Annotated in this window: 16 protein-coding genes; 2 read left to right on the forward strand and 14 right to left on the reverse strand. The window is 65.7% G+C overall.

The genetic code is table 11. The annotated features are described in order from the left end of the window. Entirely contained in the window at positions 1-729 is a 729-nt protein-coding gene (locus tag WIX41_RS17075) for a gluconate 2-dehydrogenase subunit 3 family protein (protein ID WP_339449695.1), read from the reverse strand. Positions 730-971: 242 nt separating this feature from the next. On the opposite strand from WIX41_RS17075, the gene WIX41_RS17080 reads away from it, so the two are divergent. Further along, positions 972-1,820, forward strand: coding sequence for a LysR family transcriptional regulator (locus WIX41_RS17080; RefSeq protein WP_339449697.1), 849 nt, complete (start codon positions 972-974; stop codon positions 1,818-1,820). Here the strand turns inward: WIX41_RS17080 and WIX41_RS17085 are convergent. The 4 genes from WIX41_RS17085 to WIX41_RS17100 form a co-directional block, all read right to left on the reverse strand. Further along, entirely contained in the window at positions 1,817-3,307 is a 1,491-nt protein-coding gene (locus WIX41_RS17085; RefSeq protein WP_339449699.1) for a DUF1254 domain-containing protein, read from the reverse strand. The genes WIX41_RS17080 and WIX41_RS17085 overlap by 4 nt on opposite strands. Positions 3,308-3,416: 109 nt before the next feature. Next, positions 3,417-4,553 (reverse strand): DUF3667 domain-containing protein, encoded by a 1,137-nt coding sequence (locus tag WIX41_RS17090; RefSeq protein ID WP_339449701.1) that lies wholly within the window; start codon positions 4,551-4,553, stop codon positions 3,417-3,419. Between the two features lie 81 nt (positions 4,554-4,634). Continuing rightward, a complete protein-coding gene (locus WIX41_RS17095; protein WP_339449703.1) occupies positions 4,635-5,732 on the reverse strand; it encodes an alpha/beta hydrolase in 1,098 nt (365 codons plus the stop codon). A gap of 5 nt (positions 5,733-5,737) precedes the next feature. Next, positions 5,738-7,159 (reverse strand): FAD-containing oxidoreductase, encoded by a 1,422-nt coding sequence (locus WIX41_RS17100; protein ID WP_339449705.1) that lies wholly within the window; start codon positions 7,157-7,159, stop codon positions 5,738-5,740. Positions 7,160-7,272: 113 nt separating this feature from the next. On the opposite strand from WIX41_RS17100, the gene WIX41_RS17105 reads away from it, so the two are divergent. Beyond that, positions 7,273-8,238 (forward strand): alpha/beta hydrolase, encoded by a 966-nt coding sequence (locus WIX41_RS17105; protein ID WP_409187524.1) that lies wholly within the window; start codon positions 7,273-7,275, stop codon positions 8,236-8,238. A gap of 141 nt (positions 8,239-8,379) precedes the next feature. On the opposite strand, the gene WIX41_RS17110 is transcribed toward WIX41_RS17105, so the two are convergent. The 9 genes from WIX41_RS17110 to WIX41_RS17150 all read right to left on the reverse strand — a co-directional run bounded on the left by WIX41_RS17110 (position 8,380) and on the right by WIX41_RS17150 (position 18,698). Continuing rightward, positions 8,380-8,826 (reverse strand): hypothetical protein, encoded by a 447-nt coding sequence (locus WIX41_RS17110; RefSeq protein WP_339449709.1) that lies wholly within the window; start codon positions 8,824-8,826, stop codon positions 8,380-8,382. Positions 8,827-8,961: 135 nt separating this feature from the next. Then, positions 8,962-10,011, reverse strand: a complete 1,050-nt coding sequence (locus WIX41_RS17115) for a sialidase family protein (protein ID WP_339449711.1) — start codon at positions 10,009-10,011, stop codon at positions 8,962-8,964. 5 nt (positions 10,012-10,016) lie between these two features. Continuing rightward, positions 10,017-11,576, reverse strand: a complete 1,560-nt coding sequence (locus tag WIX41_RS17120) for a sodium/sugar symporter (RefSeq protein ID WP_339449713.1) — start codon at positions 11,574-11,576, stop codon at positions 10,017-10,019. Continuing rightward, a complete protein-coding gene (locus WIX41_RS17125; RefSeq protein ID WP_339449715.1) occupies positions 11,573-12,577 on the reverse strand; it encodes an SMP-30/gluconolactonase/LRE family protein in 1,005 nt (334 codons plus the stop codon). Before WIX41_RS17125 ends, WIX41_RS17120 begins: the two co-directional genes overlap by 4 nt. Beyond that, positions 12,574-13,338 carry an SDR family NAD(P)-dependent oxidoreductase gene (locus WIX41_RS17130; protein ID WP_409187525.1) on the reverse strand — a complete coding sequence of 255 codons (765 nt, stop codon included), beginning with the start codon at positions 13,336-13,338 and terminating at the stop codon, positions 12,574-12,576. Before WIX41_RS17130 ends, WIX41_RS17125 begins: the two co-directional genes overlap by 4 nt. Before the next feature lie 5 nt (positions 13,339-13,343). Then, positions 13,344-14,492, reverse strand: coding sequence for a galactonate dehydratase (dgoD, locus tag WIX41_RS17135; protein ID WP_339449719.1), 1,149 nt, complete (start codon positions 14,490-14,492; stop codon positions 13,344-13,346). Beyond that, the gene (locus tag WIX41_RS17140) at positions 14,489-15,124 is read right to left on the reverse strand and encodes a 2-dehydro-3-deoxy-6-phosphogalactonate aldolase (protein ID WP_339449721.1); all 636 of its coding nucleotides are present in this window, start codon (positions 15,122-15,124) and stop codon (positions 14,489-14,491) included. Before WIX41_RS17140 ends, dgoD begins: the two co-directional genes overlap by 4 nt. Before the next feature lie 10 nt (positions 15,125-15,134). Beyond that, entirely contained in the window at positions 15,135-15,851 is a 717-nt protein-coding gene (locus WIX41_RS17145) for a FadR/GntR family transcriptional regulator (RefSeq protein ID WP_339449723.1), read from the reverse strand. Between the two features lie 102 nt (positions 15,852-15,953). After that, positions 15,954-18,698: a TonB-dependent receptor gene (locus tag WIX41_RS17150; protein WP_339449725.1), complete on the reverse strand. Its 2,745-nt coding sequence runs from the start codon at positions 18,696-18,698 to the stop codon at positions 15,954-15,956. Between the last annotated feature and the right edge of the window lie 52 nt (positions 18,699-18,750).

Below are 18,750 nucleotides of genomic sequence, written 5' to 3' on the forward strand. Positions count from 1 at the left end.
TCAGCCCCTCCGCCCGGCCAGATCCACCGGCGGCAGGGGATAGGCTTTGTCGCGCACCCCGATCCAATCCACATAGTCCGCGCGCATGCCCGGGTACCCGATCATCTTCCAGGCCGCCATGCCCTTGTTGGCGCCGTACTTGGGATCGGCGAAGTAGCCGTTCTTCACCTCGCCCAGCAGGTTGGAGAAGAACAACTTGCTGGAGATCGCCTCGAGCTCGAGCTTGCCGCCCTCGGCCGCCTTCAGCAGGGTCTCCTGCTGCTCATGGCTGAGCTGGGCAAAGGTCTTTCCGTCGAACTGGCTGCGGCAGTAGGCATCGAAGGCATCGATGCCCACTTTCAGGATGTCGCGCAAGGCCAGCTTGCCCTGGTAGCCGAATTCGCTGGGCGCTTCCAGGAAGGGGCCCTGCATGTACCAGATGGCGCCGGCCGCATAAGGGGTCTGCATGTGCCGGTCGAGAAACTCGGGCACGCCCGATTCCACCGCGCCCGGGCCGGTTTCGTCCGAGGGGATCAACCGGTCGCAGGCCGCAGTGATGAACGCCCATTCGGCGGCGTTGAAGAATTCGGGGGCGTAATCCTTGGCCGCTGCGGGGGGCAGGGTGTCGGCCTCGGTGGGGGTGCCGGGGGCGCAGCCGGGGAGGGCGGCGGCAACCGGGAGCAGGGTAAGACCCTGGAAGAAGCGGCGACGGGTCAACGTCGGCCGGTTCTGGTCGGCATCATCTTTCATTGTGTGGCTACCTGGCGGGTGGCTGGGGCTCAGCATGGCGCGGGTCCTGTCGCGGCAGCGTGCTCGCCGAATGCGACCATTGTGTGGATGTGCGACTGTTTCCGTAATGGCAATATGGGAAAGGAACTCTTGCCAAACGGGAAACATCGGCGTGATCGACGATCTCAACGAGCTGCGCACCTTCGACCGTATCGTGCATGGCGGCAGCCTCTCCGCTGCGGCACGCGACCTGGGGGTTTCGCTTGCCGGTCAGCAAACGCCTCACCGCACTGGAGCGGCGCGTGCAGGTGCGGCTGTTGAACCGCAGCACGCGGCGCGCCTCGCTCACCGACGAGGGGAGCCTGTTCCACCTGCACTGCCGCCGCGTGCTCGATGCGATCGAAGCGGCCGAGGCGGCCCTGGAGCAGCGCCAGGACGTGGTGGCCGGGGTGCTGAAGCTCACCGCCCCGAATGGGTTCGGTCGCCGCCACGTGGTCCCGGCGGTGCGCAGCTTCCAGCAGTCGCACCCCGGCGTTCGCGTGCACCTTTCGCTGCGCGATGAGCGGGTGGACCTGGTCGGCGAAGGCGTGGAGCTGGCGCTGCGCTATGGCGCGCTGGACGATTCACGGCTGGTGGCGCGGGAGCTGGCGCCGAACCGGCGCATCCTGTGCGCGTCGCCGGAGTATCTGCGCCGCCGCGGCACGCCGCTGAGCATCGACGACCTGCACGGTCACGATCTGATCGCCTCGGGCAGCCCGCCGGTGTCGCAATGGGTGTTCGCACAGCCGGGCGGCACCATCGCCTTTCCATTGGATGCCAGTACGCTCTGCGACGATGGCGAAGCGGCGCAGATCCTGGCAGTGCGGGGCGCCGGCATCGCCCGGAAGTCGATCTGGGACGTGGCCGAAGACCTCGACGCCGGGCGTTTGAAGGAGGTACTGGCCAACCATGCGCTGGCGACCTCGCCATTGAGTGCGGTGTACGCGCCCGGGAAACAGGTCGCACCACGGGTACGGGCGTTCCTCGGCCACATGGTGCAACAGCTGCAGCAGTCGGCCGGCTGGCGGCATGCCAACCGCACTACGTTGGGCCTCTCAATGATCGCGACCTAACCGGGCGTCCGCTCAACCGCCGTCAGCGCCGGCTTTTGCCAGCTGCGGTCCAGCACTGCCTGACCTGGACTGTAGTTGCGCAGTATCAGGTAGAACGGGCCCGCCGGTGCCGGCAGCCAATTGCTTTCCTTGTCGGTGCCCGGCGAGCCATGCTGGATGTACAGGGTCAGGCCACCGTCGGCATCGCGCTTCAGCGTGGGCAGCATGGCCGAGTTGATGAGGTAACGGTCCAGGGGATTGTCCACCAGCAGCTTGCTCTTGCCGTCGTACAGCGTGACCGACCAGAACGCGTTGGTCGGCGGCAACTGGTCCTTGGCAAAGCGCAGCACATAATCGTGCTGGCTGCCATCGGCCGGCTTGTGCTGCGCATCGACAAAGTAGCTCTGGTAGTCCGCCTCGGAAGCGGAGTTGCCGTAGATGCCGAGCTTGGCGCCGGCGAAGCGGTACAGGTAGTTGTCCTTCAACGCCGCGCGGGTCCCGAACATGTCCGCGCTGGACACCTTCCCGGTGTTCACCTCGGTGGCGACGAACTGCTCCAGCGCCTGGTTGGCGTCGGCGATGCCCGCGGTAATCGCTTCACGGTCGGCCGGCGGGAGCGCTGCAGCATCCAATGGCTTGCCCGGTTCAATGCCGATTCCCGCGAACCGTTGGCGAAGCGCGGCTTCGCTGTCCACGGTGGGCGCGAACTGCAGCAGGAAGTTGAGGTAGGAGAAGAAGCCGAGCCCACTGGCCTTTTCCGGATCGTAGGGCGGGAAGGTGATCGCCGGTGCCTGCGGCGGCGCCGGCGTCCCCAGGAATGCGCTCAGCGGCTGAACCTTGTACTGCGCCTGCAGGCGTTTGACGTTGTCCAGATCCGACGGCGAAATCAACTGGGTACGGAACAGACCGTAGGCCAGCTGGGTTTCGGCGCGGAACACCTGGCGCACGCCCTTGGGGGTTTCGCCTTGCCAATCGGGCCCGGCGACCATGAAGACGCTGGCCTTGCCGTCGGTCGCCGCACGGTTGATATAGGCGAAGTTGTAGGTGTACAGGTCGATCAACTGCACGGAGAAGTAGCGATTGGCATCGATTGCCGGCACGCTGATGACCACAGGTTCGGCGCGCAGGTCCATCCACAGGAAGGAATAGGGCGTGTCCGAGTTGGGCGTGATGATCGCGGTGTCCTTGGGAGTGGCTACCGAGGACACGTTGCCAATCTCGTTGAGGCCCGCATGGAAGTTGGGACCGCCCTTGTCCACCGCCTGCTGGTACAGGGTCTTGTAGCCCTCCACGATGGGGAAGCCCCAGATATAGGCGTCCTTGGCGGTGGCGCGCAATTCACTGGCGCGCGCGGCGTCGGCAGTGGCGGGTGCGGCCGACGGTGCTGTTGCGGCGGTGTCGGGCTCGCGCTTGCCGCAGGCAGCCAACGCGCACAGGCCCAGTAACAGGCCGCCGAGCCGGAGGGCCAAACGGGCCGGGTGGAGCGCTGGGGTGCTGATGGCAGCCATAGTCTGTTCGCCTGCGTGCGCAAAGGAGTGGGGAAGAGCATGCAGGTGCGCGCTTCCCTGCTCCACCGAAAGAGGTGCAGGAAAACTGGGTAAAACTACTTAGACCGGCTCAGATCCGGGCCAGGCTGGCAATGGCAAGAATGACGGTCGCCGTGGTGACCGCGGTGAAGTACAGCCAACCCAACGCGACAAACTTGACTGTGGTCACCAGCAGGGACTGACCGTACACCCGGCGTTGCATCAGCCAGAGGTACAGCGGCATCCACAGCAGCAGCGCCGCGATGAGAATGCCGACGACGGCCCCGGTACCGGGCACGGTGGCCACCTGGCCACCCAGCATCGACAGCAGCAGGATGCCGAGCAGGGCCACGCACAGGAATGCATGGCTGTACAACGCCACCACCAGGTGCTCCAGGTAGAGCCTGCCGCTGCCTACGTAGAACACCTTCAGCAGCACGGCGAACAACGGCACCAGTACGAACAACGCCGAGGGCACCGAGGCGAAGAATGCGTTGACCAGCAGCTGCGGCCGTTCGCGGATGCGCGGCAGGTTCAGGCGGATGGTTTCAGCCTGCCCGGTCAACCAGCGGTTGACGAAGCCGGGCAGGAAGCCGATGTCGACCGGGTCATTTCCAGCGCCGGGCGCGGGCGCCACCTTGGGCTGAGGGGCGGCCACCTTTGCGTCACCTGATGCCGCCGCGACCGGGGGACGTTTCTTCAGTTCCCTCTGCCGGCGCTCGGCCTGCTTCTCCACCTTTCTGATGGCCTTGTCGATGGGCGTGCGAAGGCGCTCCGGCATGGTCTGGCGTGACTGCTCCAATGGCGCCAGCAACGCGCGGCGGATGTTGTCCACTTCATCGGCTGTGCTGGCGTCACGGAACGCACTCGGTACTTCCGGTGTCTTGGGCGATTGGCGCACGAACGTACCCGCATCCACGTGCACCGCCAGCCGCGCCACGAAGAAGGTCAGCACGCTCAGGATCACGAACAGCCGGATCGGCGGGATGTAACGGGTCCGATGGCCAGCCAGGTAGGCGACGGCCAGGCGGCCGGGCCGCAGCAGTTGGTGCAGGGTACGGAAAATGCGCCCATCCAGGTGCCAGAACGATTCGAACACCTCTTCCACCGCATGCCCGAAGCTGCGCACCGGGCTGTGCGCGGACTGGCCGCATTGGTGGCAGAACGCGCCTTGCAGCGCGGCGGTGCAGTTCTCGCAGGCGGCGGGATGGGCGTGTGCTGAATGCATCGGTGCTCGGAGCCTGGCGGGAAAGGCGCCTACGATAGTTGGGGTGACGGCCCGGTGCCAGTGCCAGTACCAGTCCTTCAGCTACCGCGCCATCCGGCTCTGGATCGACATGGCTTCAACCACCTGGTCCGGCGTGAACGCACAGTGCCCCTCGCCAGCAGGTGGTAGCGTCCTGGGCTGAGGGGTAGCGCCTGCCTTGGCGGCGAGTGCCGGGTAGACCGGCTCGAACCGGGGTGTCACGGATGGGTCGTTGAGGTTGTACTGCAGCAGTAGCGGCCGGCGCAGCGCACCGGTAAGGCGCAGGTCGCGATCAAGCCTGGCCTGCGCCTGCGCATCCGCGGCAATGCGTCGGACACCGGCGTTGAACGCTTTGTCGTCGCCGAAGCCGGTATAGACCGTGTCCTTGTTGCCCACCGGAATTCCGCCGCTGATCTTGACCAGTTGCTGGAACACCAGCGTATGCAGGCTGATGGTGCCGGCCAGCTCATCCACCTTCAGTTCCAACCGCCTGGCCAGCTGGGCGGCAGCTTCCGGACGGGTCTGCACGGCAGCGGCAATGGCGTCGTACATCTGCCCCTGCGGCAGCGCCGCAGCGGCAGGCGAGCTCAAACCGCCTTCCGGCAGTCCCTTCGCGTCGGGGAAGAAGTACTCGAACGCCACCAGCGAGGTCAGCACCTCGGTGGCCAGCACATCGCCGGGCAGGTTGGCGCCGCACATCGAGATGCCACCGTTGTAATGCTCCGGCATGCGTTCGAGCGTACCGATGGCTACCGCGCCGCCCATCGAGAAGCCGAGGATCCAGCTGCGCCGGGTGTCTGGATGTCGGGCCACGAATTGCGCACGGAGCCGCTCAAGGTCGTCGATGGCCCCGCGCACTGCCCAGCCCTGGTTCGCATATCCGCTCTGCGCTACCGCATAGCCGGCCTTGACCAGCGCCTCGCTCCACTCGTTGCCCGGCCATGGATCCGGGCGCGGCGTGCCGACCGGCTCGAAGCCATGCGCATACATCACCAGTTCGCCATTCCAGTTGGCCGGCACATCAATGCGCCAGGGTGCGCCCTGCAACGTGCCCGTTTCGCTATGGGTTGCCGGCGCCGCCGGCGCTTTGGACCAGGCCGGCGGGAAGAGCAGGGCCGTGCACAGCCCCAGGCACAGCGAGAGGGTCGTAGCAGTGCGCATCCAGATCATCCTCGGTCAGGTGCCGGCGCAAGATCGACCAGCAGTGTGGGAATCAATTCGGAAACCGTGGGGTGGATCGGCACCGCCCAGCGCAGCTCATCGAGCGGCCGGTCGGCACTGATCATGTCGAGGATGCCGTGGATGGCCTCATCGCCGCCAGTGCCCAGGATCGCCGCCCCCAGGATCCGACGGGTTTCGGCATCGGCCACCACCTTCATGAAGCCCTTCGATTCACCTTTCTCCACCGCACGGCCGACGCGGGTCATGGGCCGCTTGGAGAAGAGCAGGGGCCGGCCGGACTTCATCGCTTCGGCCTCGGACATGCCCGCTCGGCCCAGCGGCGGGTCGATGTACAGCGCGTAGCCGGGCACCCGGCTGCTGACCCGGCGATCCTCCCCATCCAGCAGGTTGGCGGCGGCGATCTCGAAGTCGTTGTAGGCGGTATGGGTGAAGGCCCCGCGGCCGTTGCAGTCACCCAGCGCCCAGACACCGGCGACCGAGGTCTGCAGGCGGTCGTCCACCTTGATGTAACCGCGCTCGTCCAGTTCAATGCCGGCCGTGTCCAGGCCCAGGTCGTCCGTATTGGGGCGACGCCCGATGGCGATCAGCACATGGCTTCCGACCACGAGCGCATCCTTCCCGCCGGTCTGGAGCGTGACGCCGACATCACCCTCGACCCGCTTGAACGCGATCTTGTCGGCGCCAGTACGCACGTCGATGCCCTCGTCCTCCAGGATGCCGCGCACGGCTTCGGAAATGTCGGGGTCCTCGCGTGCGATCAGGCGGTCCGCCCGCTCGATGATCGTCACCTGCGCGCCGAAGCGCCGGTACATCTGCGCGAACTCCAGCCCGATGTAGCTGCCTCCCACCACGACCAGATGGCGGGGCAGGGTATCGAGCGCCACGATGCTGCTGTTGGTCAGGTACGGAACGTCCTGCAGGCCCGGCATCTCGGGTACGGCCGCACGGCCGCCCACGTTGATGAAGATCCGGGGCGCCGTGAGGTGTTCGCCATTGACCACCACAGCAGCGGGTCCATCGAAGCGGGCGTGGCCGCGAATCAGTTCCACGCCGGCCATGCCGATCAGCCAGTCCTCGTTGCCCCTGCGCGAATCCAGGATGACCTTGCGCGCCCGGGCTTCCACCACCTTCATGTCCACGCTCACCGGGCCTGCGGAGAAGCCGTATTCACCGCCACGTCGGGCCATCTGCGCGGCATACGCACTGGCCACCAGCGTCTTGGTCGGCTTGCAGCCGGTGTTGACGCAGGTGCCGCCCACCAGGTGGCGCTCGATGATGGCCACCCGCATGCCGGCCGCGTCCAGTCGCCCGGCCAGTGACGGTCCCGCCTGGCCGGCGCCGATGATGATGGCATCGAACGCGCGGGTAGCAGCCGCGCCGTCCTGCGATGAAGAGGGGTTCGACATGGAAAGACCCTTGTTGTGTGTGCCAGGGCCCATTCAATACACTCGTTGGCGTGAGCGCCACGCAGATCAGATGCCCGTTGTATGATTTTCGTTCGGATCACCATGGAGAGGTAGTGTTGAACAAGCTGGTTACAGGTGTGCTGCTTTCACTGATTCTCGCTGGGTGTGCCAAGACGCCTGAGACCCCGGGTTCCACGCCAGTCGCTGAAGCTTCTGTGGCGGCCACACAGGTACCGGCCAAGGCCTCCGTACTGGGTGGCCAGCGTGGCGAAGGCGCGCCCTATGAAGTGGTGGGCAGCGAGGTCTGGAATGTTCCCGATCCGGTTTCCGGGCGGATGTACCAGGTGTTCGTCGCGCTGCCGGCGTCCTACACCGACAGCCCGGATCGCAGGTACCCGGTTCTCTACGTCACCGACGCCGACTACGCGTTTCCGTTGGCCCGGCAGATTGGCCGGCGACTGAATGTTGAAGGCCCAAAGCTGGAAGAGTTCATCCTGGTGGGCCTGTCCTATTCGGTGGGCGACGAAGGCATGCCCAGCCGCCGGCGCGACTACACCCCGACACCCAACGGTCCCAGCAGCGCGCCGGCCGACGCCGTGCACGGGGGCGCCGCACCCTACATCACCTATCTGCGCGAGCAGGTGCTGCCGTTCGTAGCGGGCCACTACCGCACCGACGAAACCCGACGCTTGTTGCTGGGCCATTCCTACGGCGCTTTGCTGGGCAGCCAGATTCTCTTTACGGATCCGGACATGTTCGCCGGCTACATCGTGGGCAGCCCTTCGTTCTGGTACGACCGCAATGTCATGTCACGGTACGAGAAAGACTATGCCGCCGGGCACAGTGACTTGAAGGCATCGGTGTACATGTACGTCGGTGAGTACGAAACGCCGGCCTTCGGCAACGATGCCGACATGGTGGCCGATGCGAAGAACATGCAAGCGGCCCTGCGCGCGCATGACTACCCGTCGCTACGCTTGAAGCTGGACGTGCTCAATGACGAGGACCACCTGAGCGTGGCCCCGCGCGGGCTGACTCATGGATTCAAGTACCTGCTGGGTAGGAAGCCGGGCGGCTGACGGCTGGATGGCGTGTGTAGACGATCAGGTCTGATCGTCTACAGGCGCCGTTGGACCATTCTCGCCAGGAATGGCGCAGGAAATGTGTTGCATGCGGCGGCGCGTGTCTATCCTGAAACCGACCTCCCGGACCCTGCCGGCTCACTCGCGGCGGAGCTTGATATCCACGTCGCGCGCCGTGTTGCCGATCAGCTGCAGCCCGAAGGCTCCCGTCCCGTGCCGTGCCTTCACCAGCACATCCTCGCCATCGTCGGTCTCGACATGGAAGCCCTTGCCCAGCGCGACCCGCAGCGCATCACGCACTGACGAGGCGATATGGTTCTCCGACTGGCCATCGATCACGGCCACATCCACCTGAAACAGCTGGCCATCCTTGGGCCAGACCCGGAAGGTGATCGTGCCATCGGACTTGGCGCGTTCATCGAACACGATCCGCCATTTGTTGGAGGCGCGTGGGCGTTCGGCTTCGGGCGCGCCAACTGCGGCAGGCGAGTCGACCGTCGCCTGACCGGAAGCCGGGTGGGGTAGAACCGATGAAACGGCGATAACGAACGACGTGAGGGCTGCACGCAACGGGAGGGTGTTCATCTCCAGGCTCCAATAGGGGCGGCAGTCATGCCGCCGCACCCACGATTGTGCTGCCTGGCGAGGGGGCGCCGCATGCGTGTCAATGCGGAGCGACGCCCAGTAAATCTACGGAGCCCAAGGCATCCAGGCAGGCCGTCAAGGGGTGCTGCGCCCGCTCGCATAGCGCCCAAACCGGATCTGGACGCTGCCATCCACCACGTTGACCACCCCGATCTCCTGTGGCCCAAACTCGACCACGGCCGGCCAGGAGTGTCGGAAGCCAAGCGGCCATGCCGGCGGCTTGACGGTCCTCCACGTACTCCCGTTGTCGTCGCTCGCGCTGACCTCATTGAAGCAGGACGTAACGAACATCGTGCCGCTGGTGGTGCTCATGACGTGGGGCCCGCAGCGCTGGTCCGCCATGGGCGTGCCCAGTCCGGCTGGCCACGTGCGCCCATCCGGCGAGATCTTGTAGGAGACGGGGCACTGCGGGTCGTCGCCGCAGGTTTCCAACACCATCAGGAAACCGCCATCCGGGCGCCGCGCCATCACCGGCATGCCGGGCCGCAGCAGCCCGCCGCCGGGTTGGTTGGCAATGGTCGTTGCCGGGCTCCAGGTCCGGCCGCCGTCCCTGGACAGCTGTTGCGATACCACCTGGTTGAAGGAGGGCGTCTCGTCGGCTCGGGTTTCATCGGCGTACACCACGGACAGGGTGCCGTCATCGAGCCGGGTAAACACCGGTTCCCACACGCCCCGGTCCTTGCGGCCGGCGGGGTTTTCGTTACGCGTGATGGTGCTCAGGAAACTCCAGCTGCCTCCCTGGTCGTCACTGGCATACACATTCAGCCGGTACGACACCCCATCAACCAGCGAGCGCATGGCCAGCAGCACGCGGCCATCGGGCTGCACGAACAGCTCGCCGTTGTCGAGCTTGCGCTTTGGCTCTGCCACGCGCGACAGCGGCTTCCAGGTACGGGCGTTGTCGCTGCTGACAGACAGCTGCAACGTGGTGGTCTCGCCGCCGGGGTAGCGTGTGGTCACCGCCAGCCAGCGGCCGTCCGGCAGGCGTGCCAGGCGGCCCCAGCCGGCTTTTTCCGCATCCACGGTCGCGGTATCGGTCCAGGTGACCTCGGTGGCGATGGCGGGAACGGCGGCCGCGATCAGGACGGCCAGTGTCATCGTGCGCAAGGGAAGGGTCAGCTGCATGGCCATCACCAGTAGGTTGCGTACAGGGCCACCAGGATCGCCAGCACGGCCAGCGAGGCGGCATTGAACGATGGGGCAGTGGCATACACCACATCGTCGGTGCGGATGCGGTCGCGGTCGCCGGTAGCGCGGGTTGCCAGGGAAATGCCTACCGCCAGCACCAGCGTCGCCAGGAACACCACCCCCATCCGATCCAGGAACGGCAACGACGGCCACAGCAGCTTGAACACCAGCGACAGCACGAACGACCCCACGGCGGCAGCCAGTGCGCCTGCTTCATTGGAACGCTTCCAGAACAGGCCCAGCAGGAAGATCACCACGATGCCCGGGGTGAAGAAGCCGGTGAATTCCTGGATGTACTGGAAGCCCTGGTCGAAGCCACCCAGCAGCGGGCGTGCGGTCAGCACGGCCACGATGATGGCGATGGAGGCCGCGATCCGGCCCACCCGTACCAGCTTGGCCTGTGATGCATCGGGTGCGCGCTTGGCGTAGAAGTCCAGGGTGAAGATGGTGGCCACCGAGTTGATCTTCGAGGCCAGCGACGCCACGATGGCGGCGATCAGCGCGGCGAACACCAGGCCAAGGATGCCGCTCGGCAGGAGCGCCAGCATGGTCGGGTAAGCCTCATCCGGACGCTCCAGGTTCGGCGCGAGCATCACCGCGGCAATGCCCGGCAGCACCACGATGGCCGGGATAAGCAGCTTCAGGAACGCAGCGAACACCACGCCCTTCTGCGCCTCGCGCAGGTTCTTGGCGGCCAGCGCCCGCTGGATGATGTACTGGTTGAAGCCCCAGTAGCTGAGGTTGGCGATCCACATGCCGCCCAGCAGTACCGACAGGCCCGGCAGGTCCTTGTAGAACGGGTTGTCCTTGCTGAGGATCATCTCGAACCGCTCCGGGTGCTGCTGCCAGAGCTGCATGAAACCATCGCTGACGCTGCCATCGCCGATCTTGCTGAGTGTGATTACGGTTACCAACAACCCGCCCAGCACCAGCAGGCACACCTGCACGATGTCGGTCAGCGCCACCGCCTTCAGGCCGCCATACAGCTGGTAGGCCAGCGCGAACGCACCCAGCAGCACCAGCGCCACATCCTGGTTGAGCCCGGCAACACCGGCAATGGCAATCGAACCCAGCCACAGGATCGAGGTGAGGTTGACGAACACGTACAGGCCCAGCCAGAACACCGCCATCACCGTGCGGATCCGATTGCCGTACCGTTCCTGCAGGAACTGCGGCATGGTGGTGATGCCATTGCGCAGGAAGATCGGCAGGAACCACTTGCCCACGATCAGCAGGGTGATCGCCGCCATCCACTCATAGGACGCGATGGCCAGGCCGATGGCATAGCCCGAACCGGACATGCCGATGATCTGTTCGGCCGAGATGTTGGCGGCGATCAGCGAGGCGCCGATGGCCCACCACGGCAGGCTGCGGCTGGCCAGGAAGTAATCCTGTGCCGATTTCTGCTGGCCCGCCTTCTCGCGCGACACCCACTGCGCAAGGATGAAGATGCCCGCCAGGTAGGCCAGCACGATGCTGATATCAAGGGTGGAAAGGCTCATGGAATCTCCGCGGAAGTCCCACGCAGTGCGCGGGGCGGCAAGCTGTTGGGGTCGCCGGCGAACCGGGCTTCGGGAAGGCCGGCGATGCCGGCGACGTTGATGGCAAGCAGATGCCCTGCAAGCGGGTCCTGCGTACGCGCCGCTGCATCCAGGCCGTCGTGCGCGCTGGTAATGAACAGCGTGCGGTGTTGTGCACCGCCGAAGGCGGGGCGGGTGGGTTGGCTGACGGGCAGGGCAATCGAGCGATCCTCCCGGCCATCGGGCAGGTAGCGCACCACACGGGCATCGCCCCAGCGGGCGTTCCAGACGCCGCCTTCGGCATCGACGGCGCTGCCATCGGGCTCGCCGGCGTCGGCACGCAGATCTGCGAAAAGCTGGACTGGGCCGAGCGTATTGCCGTAATCGCATCGCAGGATCTGCTTCTGCAGCGAGTCACAGAAGTACATCGTGTCGCCAGCCGGGCTGAAGGCGATGCTGTTGGAAATGGCTACGGTTGGTAGCGGCAGGATTTCCAGTGAGAGGTCGGTGTTGAGGCGAAGGAAGGGCGCTACTGCCTGCTTCGAGCCCTCGGCAGGTTCATGAAGCAGGCCAAATACAAATCGCCCCTGGCGGTCGCATGCGCCATCGTTTGCGCGCAATTCCGGTAGCGCCGGCCGTTGGCCGGCTCCACGGGGTGCCGAAGATCCCAAGGGCCGGCCAACGGCCGGCGCTACCGTGTCCGCCAGCGCATGCAGGTCGCGGAATTCGTTGCGCTCGGGGTGGAAGAAGGCCAGGCGCGTGGCCAGGGCCAGCAGCAGCCAGCCGTCTGCTTCGCACAGCGCCAACGCCGCAAGCCGCTCCGGCATCGGCCAGCGCGCCACCGCACCGTCCTGCGGGCGGTACCGCCACAGGCAGGACTGCGCGATGTCGGTCCAGTACACCACCTGCTCGCGGTCGCACCACAGCACCCCTTCGCCCAGTGTGTTGCCTGCGGGCACCGCCACGCTCACCGGGCCGGTCACACCCAGCCTCCGTCAACAATGAAATCCTGCCCCGTACACATCCGGCTGTCGTCGGCGGCCAGGAACAGCGCTGCGCGGGCAAGGTCGTCCGCACGCAGATAACCAGGCAGACATTGCGAGCGCCGCAGCTGCGCTTCGCCTTCGGCATCCAGCCACAGCCGTTGCTGCTTTTCGGTGATCACCCAGCCGGGCACCAGCGCATTGATGCGGATGCTGTCGTGCCCCAACTCGCGCGCCAGGCCGTTGACCAGCCCGTGCACGGCGGATTTGGCCATGGCATACAGCGGATAGCCGCTGTTCTTGATCATCCAGCCGGTCGAGCCCAGGCAGATGATGGAACCGCCGCCCAACGCGCGCATGTCCGGTGCCACGGCCTGGATCGCAAAGTACTGGTGGCGCAGATTGACCGCAACGCTGCGTTCGAAATCAGCCACATCCGTGTCGGCCAGCGCGTGGCGCGCATCGTTGGCCGCGTTGTTGACCAGCACCGAAAACGGCCCCACCAGTTGCCGCGCTTCGGCGATGGTGGCCTGGAAGGCGGCGATATCCGTGACGTCGCAGCGCAGATAGCGCGGCGCGGGCTCGACATCGTGCAGGGTGTCCAGCAGTGCCTGCGCGCCGCTGTCGTCGATGTCCAGGAACACCACCTTCGCACCTTGCCGGGCGAAATGCTCCACGAAGGCGGCACCGATGCCGGTGGCGCCGCCGGTGACCAACACCGCGCGGCCGTTCAAACTGGGGTAACGGGTCATGGGCATCATCGCGCTCACCACTCGGCCACACTGCCATCGGCGTGACGCCAGATGGGGTTGCGCCAGCGGTGACCTTCCGCAGCACGCTCGTCCACATAGGCCTGGTTGATCTCGATGCCCAACCCGGGGCCATCGGGAATCTTGACGAAGCCTTCCTTGTAATCGAACGGCGAACGGTCCACCAGATAATCGAGCAGGTCGTTGCTGGCGTTGTAGTGGATGCCCAGGCTCTGCTCCTGGATGAAGGCGTTGTAGCACACCGCATCCAGCTGCAGGTTGGCGGCCAATGCAATCGGCCCCAGTGGGCAGTGCAGGGCGATGGCCACGTCATACGCCTCGGCCATGGCCGCGATCTTGCGGGTTTCGGTGATGCCGCCGGAATGCGAAGGATCGGGCTGCAGGATGTCCACGCCGCCTGCCTGCAGTACCCGCTTGAAATCGAACCTGGAGTACAGGCGTTCACCCAGCGCGATCGGGGCGGGGGAGAGGGCCGCCAGTTCCGGAATCGCCTCCAGGTGTTCGGACAACACCGGTTCTTCAATGAACATCAGCCCGAACGGGGCCAACTCACGCATCAACACTTTCGCCATCGGCTTGTGCACCCGGCCGTGGAAGTCCACCGCCAGGCCAATGTCCGGGCCTACCGCATCGCGCACGGCCTGCACGTTTTCCAGCACCCGCGTGACCTTGTCATGCGTATCGACGAACTGTACTTCCTCGGTGGCATTCATCTTTACCGCAGTGAAGCCCCGTGCCACCGCTTCGCTGGCCGCGCGGGCAGTGTCGGCCGGGCGGTCGCCACCGATCCACGAATACACCCGGATGCGCTCGCGCACCGGGCCACCCAGCAGCGCGTGCACCGGCACGCCCAGCGCCTTGCCATGGATGTCCCACAGCGCCTGGTCGATCCCGGCAAGCGCGCTCATCAGGATCGGGCCGCCACGATAGAAGCCACCGCGATAGAGCACGTTCCAGTGATCCTCGATGTGCCGGGGATCCTTGCCGATGAGGTAGTCCGACAGTTCCTCCACCGCGGCCGCTACGGTATGCGCGCGGCCCTCCACGATGGGTTCGCCCCAGCCGCTGATACCGGCGTCGGTGTCGATACGGACAAACAGCCAGCGCGGGGGCACCAGATAGGTGGTGATGGCAGTGATTTTCATGCGTGGGGGTCCGTGTTGGAGCTGTTCCAGGCGTCGATGAACGCGCGCGCACGGCGCGCCACTTCCGCTGCGGGGGTCTTGGGTGCGTAGAGCGCGGAGCCGATGCCGAAGCCCGCCGCACCCATCTGGCGGTAGGCCGCCATGCGTTCGGGGGTAATGCCGCCCACGGGCAGCAGCGCCGTGCCGGCGGGCAGCACGCTGGACCAGGCCTTCAGCACCGGCGGCGGCAGCTGTTCGGCAGGGAACAGCTTCAGTGCGTCGGCACCGGCACGCAGCGCGGCGAACGCTTCGGTGGGCGTGGCTACACCGGGGGTGCAGCGCATGCCTTTGGCGTGCGCGGCGGCAATGACCTCAACGTCGGCATGCGGCATCACGATCAGACGGCCGCCAGCGTTCGATACGTCATCCACCTGGGCGGTGGTAAGCACGGTGCCCGCACCGATAAGGCAGCGGTCGCCCAGCTGTTTGGTCAACAGCTCAATGCTCTCCAGCGGCTGCGGAGAGTTCAACGGCACTTCCAGGATATGGAAGCCGGCATCGGCCAATGCGGCACCAATGGCGGGCGCCTCCTGCGGGGTGAGCCCGCGCAGGATGGCAACCAATGGGAGGGGTTGCATCCAGGCGGTGCTCATGGCGAATCCTTCAGCGAGTGGGTTTGCGTGGGGCGCGGATTCCCTTCAGGTTGGCGCGGGAATCGGCAATCATGTCCAGCATGGCCGAGCGCGCCGCTTCCGGCTGTTTCAGCCGGATCGCGTCGTACACGTCGAAGTGCCGTGGCAGCGAGTACTTGAAGTCCTTGGCGGTCTGCGCCGAGAGCAGGAAGAACGTGCCCAGCGCCGCGTCGATCACCGAGAACAACGACCCCAGCAGCTCGTTGTTGGTGGCTTCCAGCAGGCTCTCGTGGAAGGAGAGATCCGCCTTGGCCCACGCGTCCTGGTCGGGCGCGTCGGCCATCGCCTGGTACGCCGCCTTGATCTTGGCCAGCTGCGCGGGCGAACGCCGCTGCGCTGCCGAGGCGGCTGCCGCAGGTTCGATCACTTCGCGCATTTCCACCAGCTTGTCCACGAAGTCCTGGGTGGGCATCAACGCGCAGCGCCACGCCAGGATGTCGCTGTCCAGCTGCTTCCAGAACCGGGGTTCGCGCACCCGCGAACCGGTTTTCTGCTTCGTTTCGATCAGCCCCTTGGAGCCCAGCACCTTCAGCCCCTCGCGCAGTGCCGACCGGCTCACCGACAAGGTCTGCGCCAACAGCTCTTCCTTGGGCAGGTACTCGCCCGGCTTGATCGTGCCACTGATGATGCGCTGCCCGATCTCCTGGGTGACTTGGTCGTAAAGGTTGCGTACCTCGATCCGTTTCACAGGCGTCCCTTTGGCTTGGTGCTCCGCAGACTGCGGTCACTCCTATTATCCGACAAAAGGGCTGCGGCAGGGTGGTGTGCATTGACATGGGGGAGGTCATCATCACAGCTTGAACCGGAAGCCCATGGCCACGGTCTTGTCCTGGTAGCGGATGTCGCGCGGCCGCGTATCGCCGCTGCCCCAGTACTGGTGCAGGTTGTTGCCCAGCAGGTTGGTGGCCGAGAACACCACGGTGGCGCGGGGGGTGACGTCATAGCTGATCGAGAAGTCCAGCGAGCTGGCCGGTTCCACCTGGTCTTCGGTACCGGCCACCGTGGGCTGGGTGAAGAAGTCGATGTAGCGGCTGCGGTAGCCGTAGGCCAGGCGCGCGGACAGGCCGAAGTTCTCGTAGAACAGCACTGCGTTGTAGTTGTTCTTCGATACGTTCTGCAGCGGGCGGGAAATGATCGGGCCGCCGATGAACTCCGGCGATTTTGTGTCGCCGTCGATGTAGGTGTAGTTGAACTGCGCGCCCAGACCGCCCCACGCACCGGGCAGGAAGTCGAAGGTCTGCTGGTAGGCCAGCTCCACGCCCTGCAGGTGGCCGCTGCCGGCGCTCTGCGGCGAGGACAGCTCATAGTCTTCCCCGGCGATGACCACATTGGTGATGTAGTTCTGGATGTAGCCGTCGATATCGCGGTAGAACACACCGGCGCTGGCGTACCCCACCGGCGAGAAGTACCACTCCAGCGACAGGTCGTAGTTGGTCGACTCGATCGGGCTCAGGTCCGGGTTGCCGCTGCTGGCCACGCCGGCACGGTTCACGGTGCCCGGGTTGAGGGAAATGGAGGGGTTCAACGCGCCGAAGTCCGGGTAGCTCAATGTCTTGGCGGCCAGCAGGCGCAGCTGCCATTCGTCGTTGAAGTGCAGGTTCATGCTCGCATTGGGCAGGGTGTTGGTGTCCTGCGTGTTGCGGGTGATGGCGCTGTACACCCCGGTGCTGGCATCGAAGGAGAATGCATTGAGCTCACGCTTGACCTTCTCCGCGCGCACGCCCAGCAGGCCGTCCACGCGCAGACCGAACACATCGAAATCGTACTTGGCCTGCACGTAGCCGGCCGATTTGCGCTCCTGGATATCGAAGAAGCGGCCCGGGTTCTCCGGCGCCAGGCCGTCGGGCAGGCCGTAGAAGGCACGCAGCTCGTCCGCATTGTCGATCAGGTAGTCGTAGCAGGGGGTGAGGAAAGACTGGCTCAGCGCCGAGTTGCCCCGCTTGGTGCAGAAGAAGCTGTTGGCCGGGAACAGGCCCACCACCTGGTTGGCCGGGTTCGGGTTGGCGGTGATGTTGCCGGTGCCGGCACCGCCCGGCGGCGGGGTGCTGATTTCCACGCTGCCCTTGGCGCTGGCACTGCGGTCTGCATAACGCAGCCCGAACTGCAGGAAAGCGATGGGGCCGTCGAGGAAATCGAACTTGCCATCACCGCGCCAGCTGTTCTCTTCACCGCGCGATTCGCCCCACGTCTGGAACAGGCCGTTGAGGTAGAAGCGCGACGGGTCCATGGCCGGGTCGCCGGCCAGGTACCAGTTCTGGTGCTTGCCTGCCGTGCCATCCCATACGGTGGTGATGGGCCCGCGCATGAACGTATCGATGATGAAGTTCTCATCGCGGTAATAGCCGGAGGTACGCGTCACCTCGGTGGACAGGTGCAGCCGGTCGCCGTTCCACTTGAAGCCCAGCGCGTTCTGTATGTCCTGGCCGCGCTGCTTGTGCGCCTGGGTACTGCTGGCGGCATAGGTATCGCCGGTCCACGAGCCGCTGGTGGCGTCGCAGATGGTCTGCCCGGCCAGCGGGCCGTCCAGCTGGTTCGGGTAGCAGTTGCTGCCCACCTGCAGCCCGGTGGGCGGTACCACGCCGACCGGGAAGCTGAAGAGGAAGGCCTGGTCGTAGTCGTCGCGCACATAGTCGTACAGCCCTTCGACATACACCTCGGTGTTCTCGGTCGGCTTCCACTGCAATGCGTAATTGAACGAACTGCGCTTGCGGTCGCCGTGGTTGTAGTTGGTGCCCCAGCCGTTCGGCGCTGCAATCAGGTTGCCGTCATCGGTACGCATCGGCGTACCGTCCGGGTTCTCCAGCACCTTCGGGAAATCGCCCCACACCGCATCGTACGCATAGCGCTTGCCGATGTAGCCGAAGTTGACCAACGCGCCGATTTCACCGGCGTCGGTGTCCCAGCGGTCGCTCAGCAGCAGGCTGGCGGAGGGGTCGATATCGCCGGTGTACTTGCTGTGGGTGCCAGTCACGGTGCCGGCAACCTGCGCCCCTTCGAAATCCAGCGGGCGGCGCAGCTGGATGTCCACCAGGCCGGCGATGCCGCCCAGCGGCAGGCTGGCCTCGCTGCTCTTGTACACGTTCAGGCTCTTGATCGCGGTGGCCGGCAGGTTCTGGAACGCAAAGCCACGGCCGGAGCTGCTGAAGATCTCGCGGCCATTGAGCGTGCTGATCACATTGGGCAGGCCGCGGATCACCACGCCGGTGGTTTCGCCCTGGTTGCCCTGGGCGATCTGCACGCCGGTCACGCGCTGCAGCGCATCGGCCACGCTGTTGTCGGGCAGCTTGCCGATGTCTTCGGCCACGATGGAATCGACCACCATCGCCGCTTCCTGCTTGATCGTCTGTGCGGTCTGCAGGCTCTGGCGCAGTGCGGTCACGGTGACCGTATCCAGGTCAACGGCCGTGGGTTGCGCGGCCGGGTCGGGGGTGGCCGCATTCGCCGCACCGGCATCCTGCGCCTGCGCTATGACGGGCAGGGCAAGGGCGGACAGGATGGCCAGGGAAAGCAGGGTGCGGGAAGAGCGACGGTTCATGGCGGTATCTCCGGATTCCGGAAAGCGAGCGCGGTGGGTGGTCCGCCATCGG

Source organism: Stenotrophomonas sp. AB1(2024) (assembly GCF_037482345.1).
Lineage (GTDB): Bacteria > Pseudomonadota > Gammaproteobacteria > Xanthomonadales > Xanthomonadaceae > Stenotrophomonas.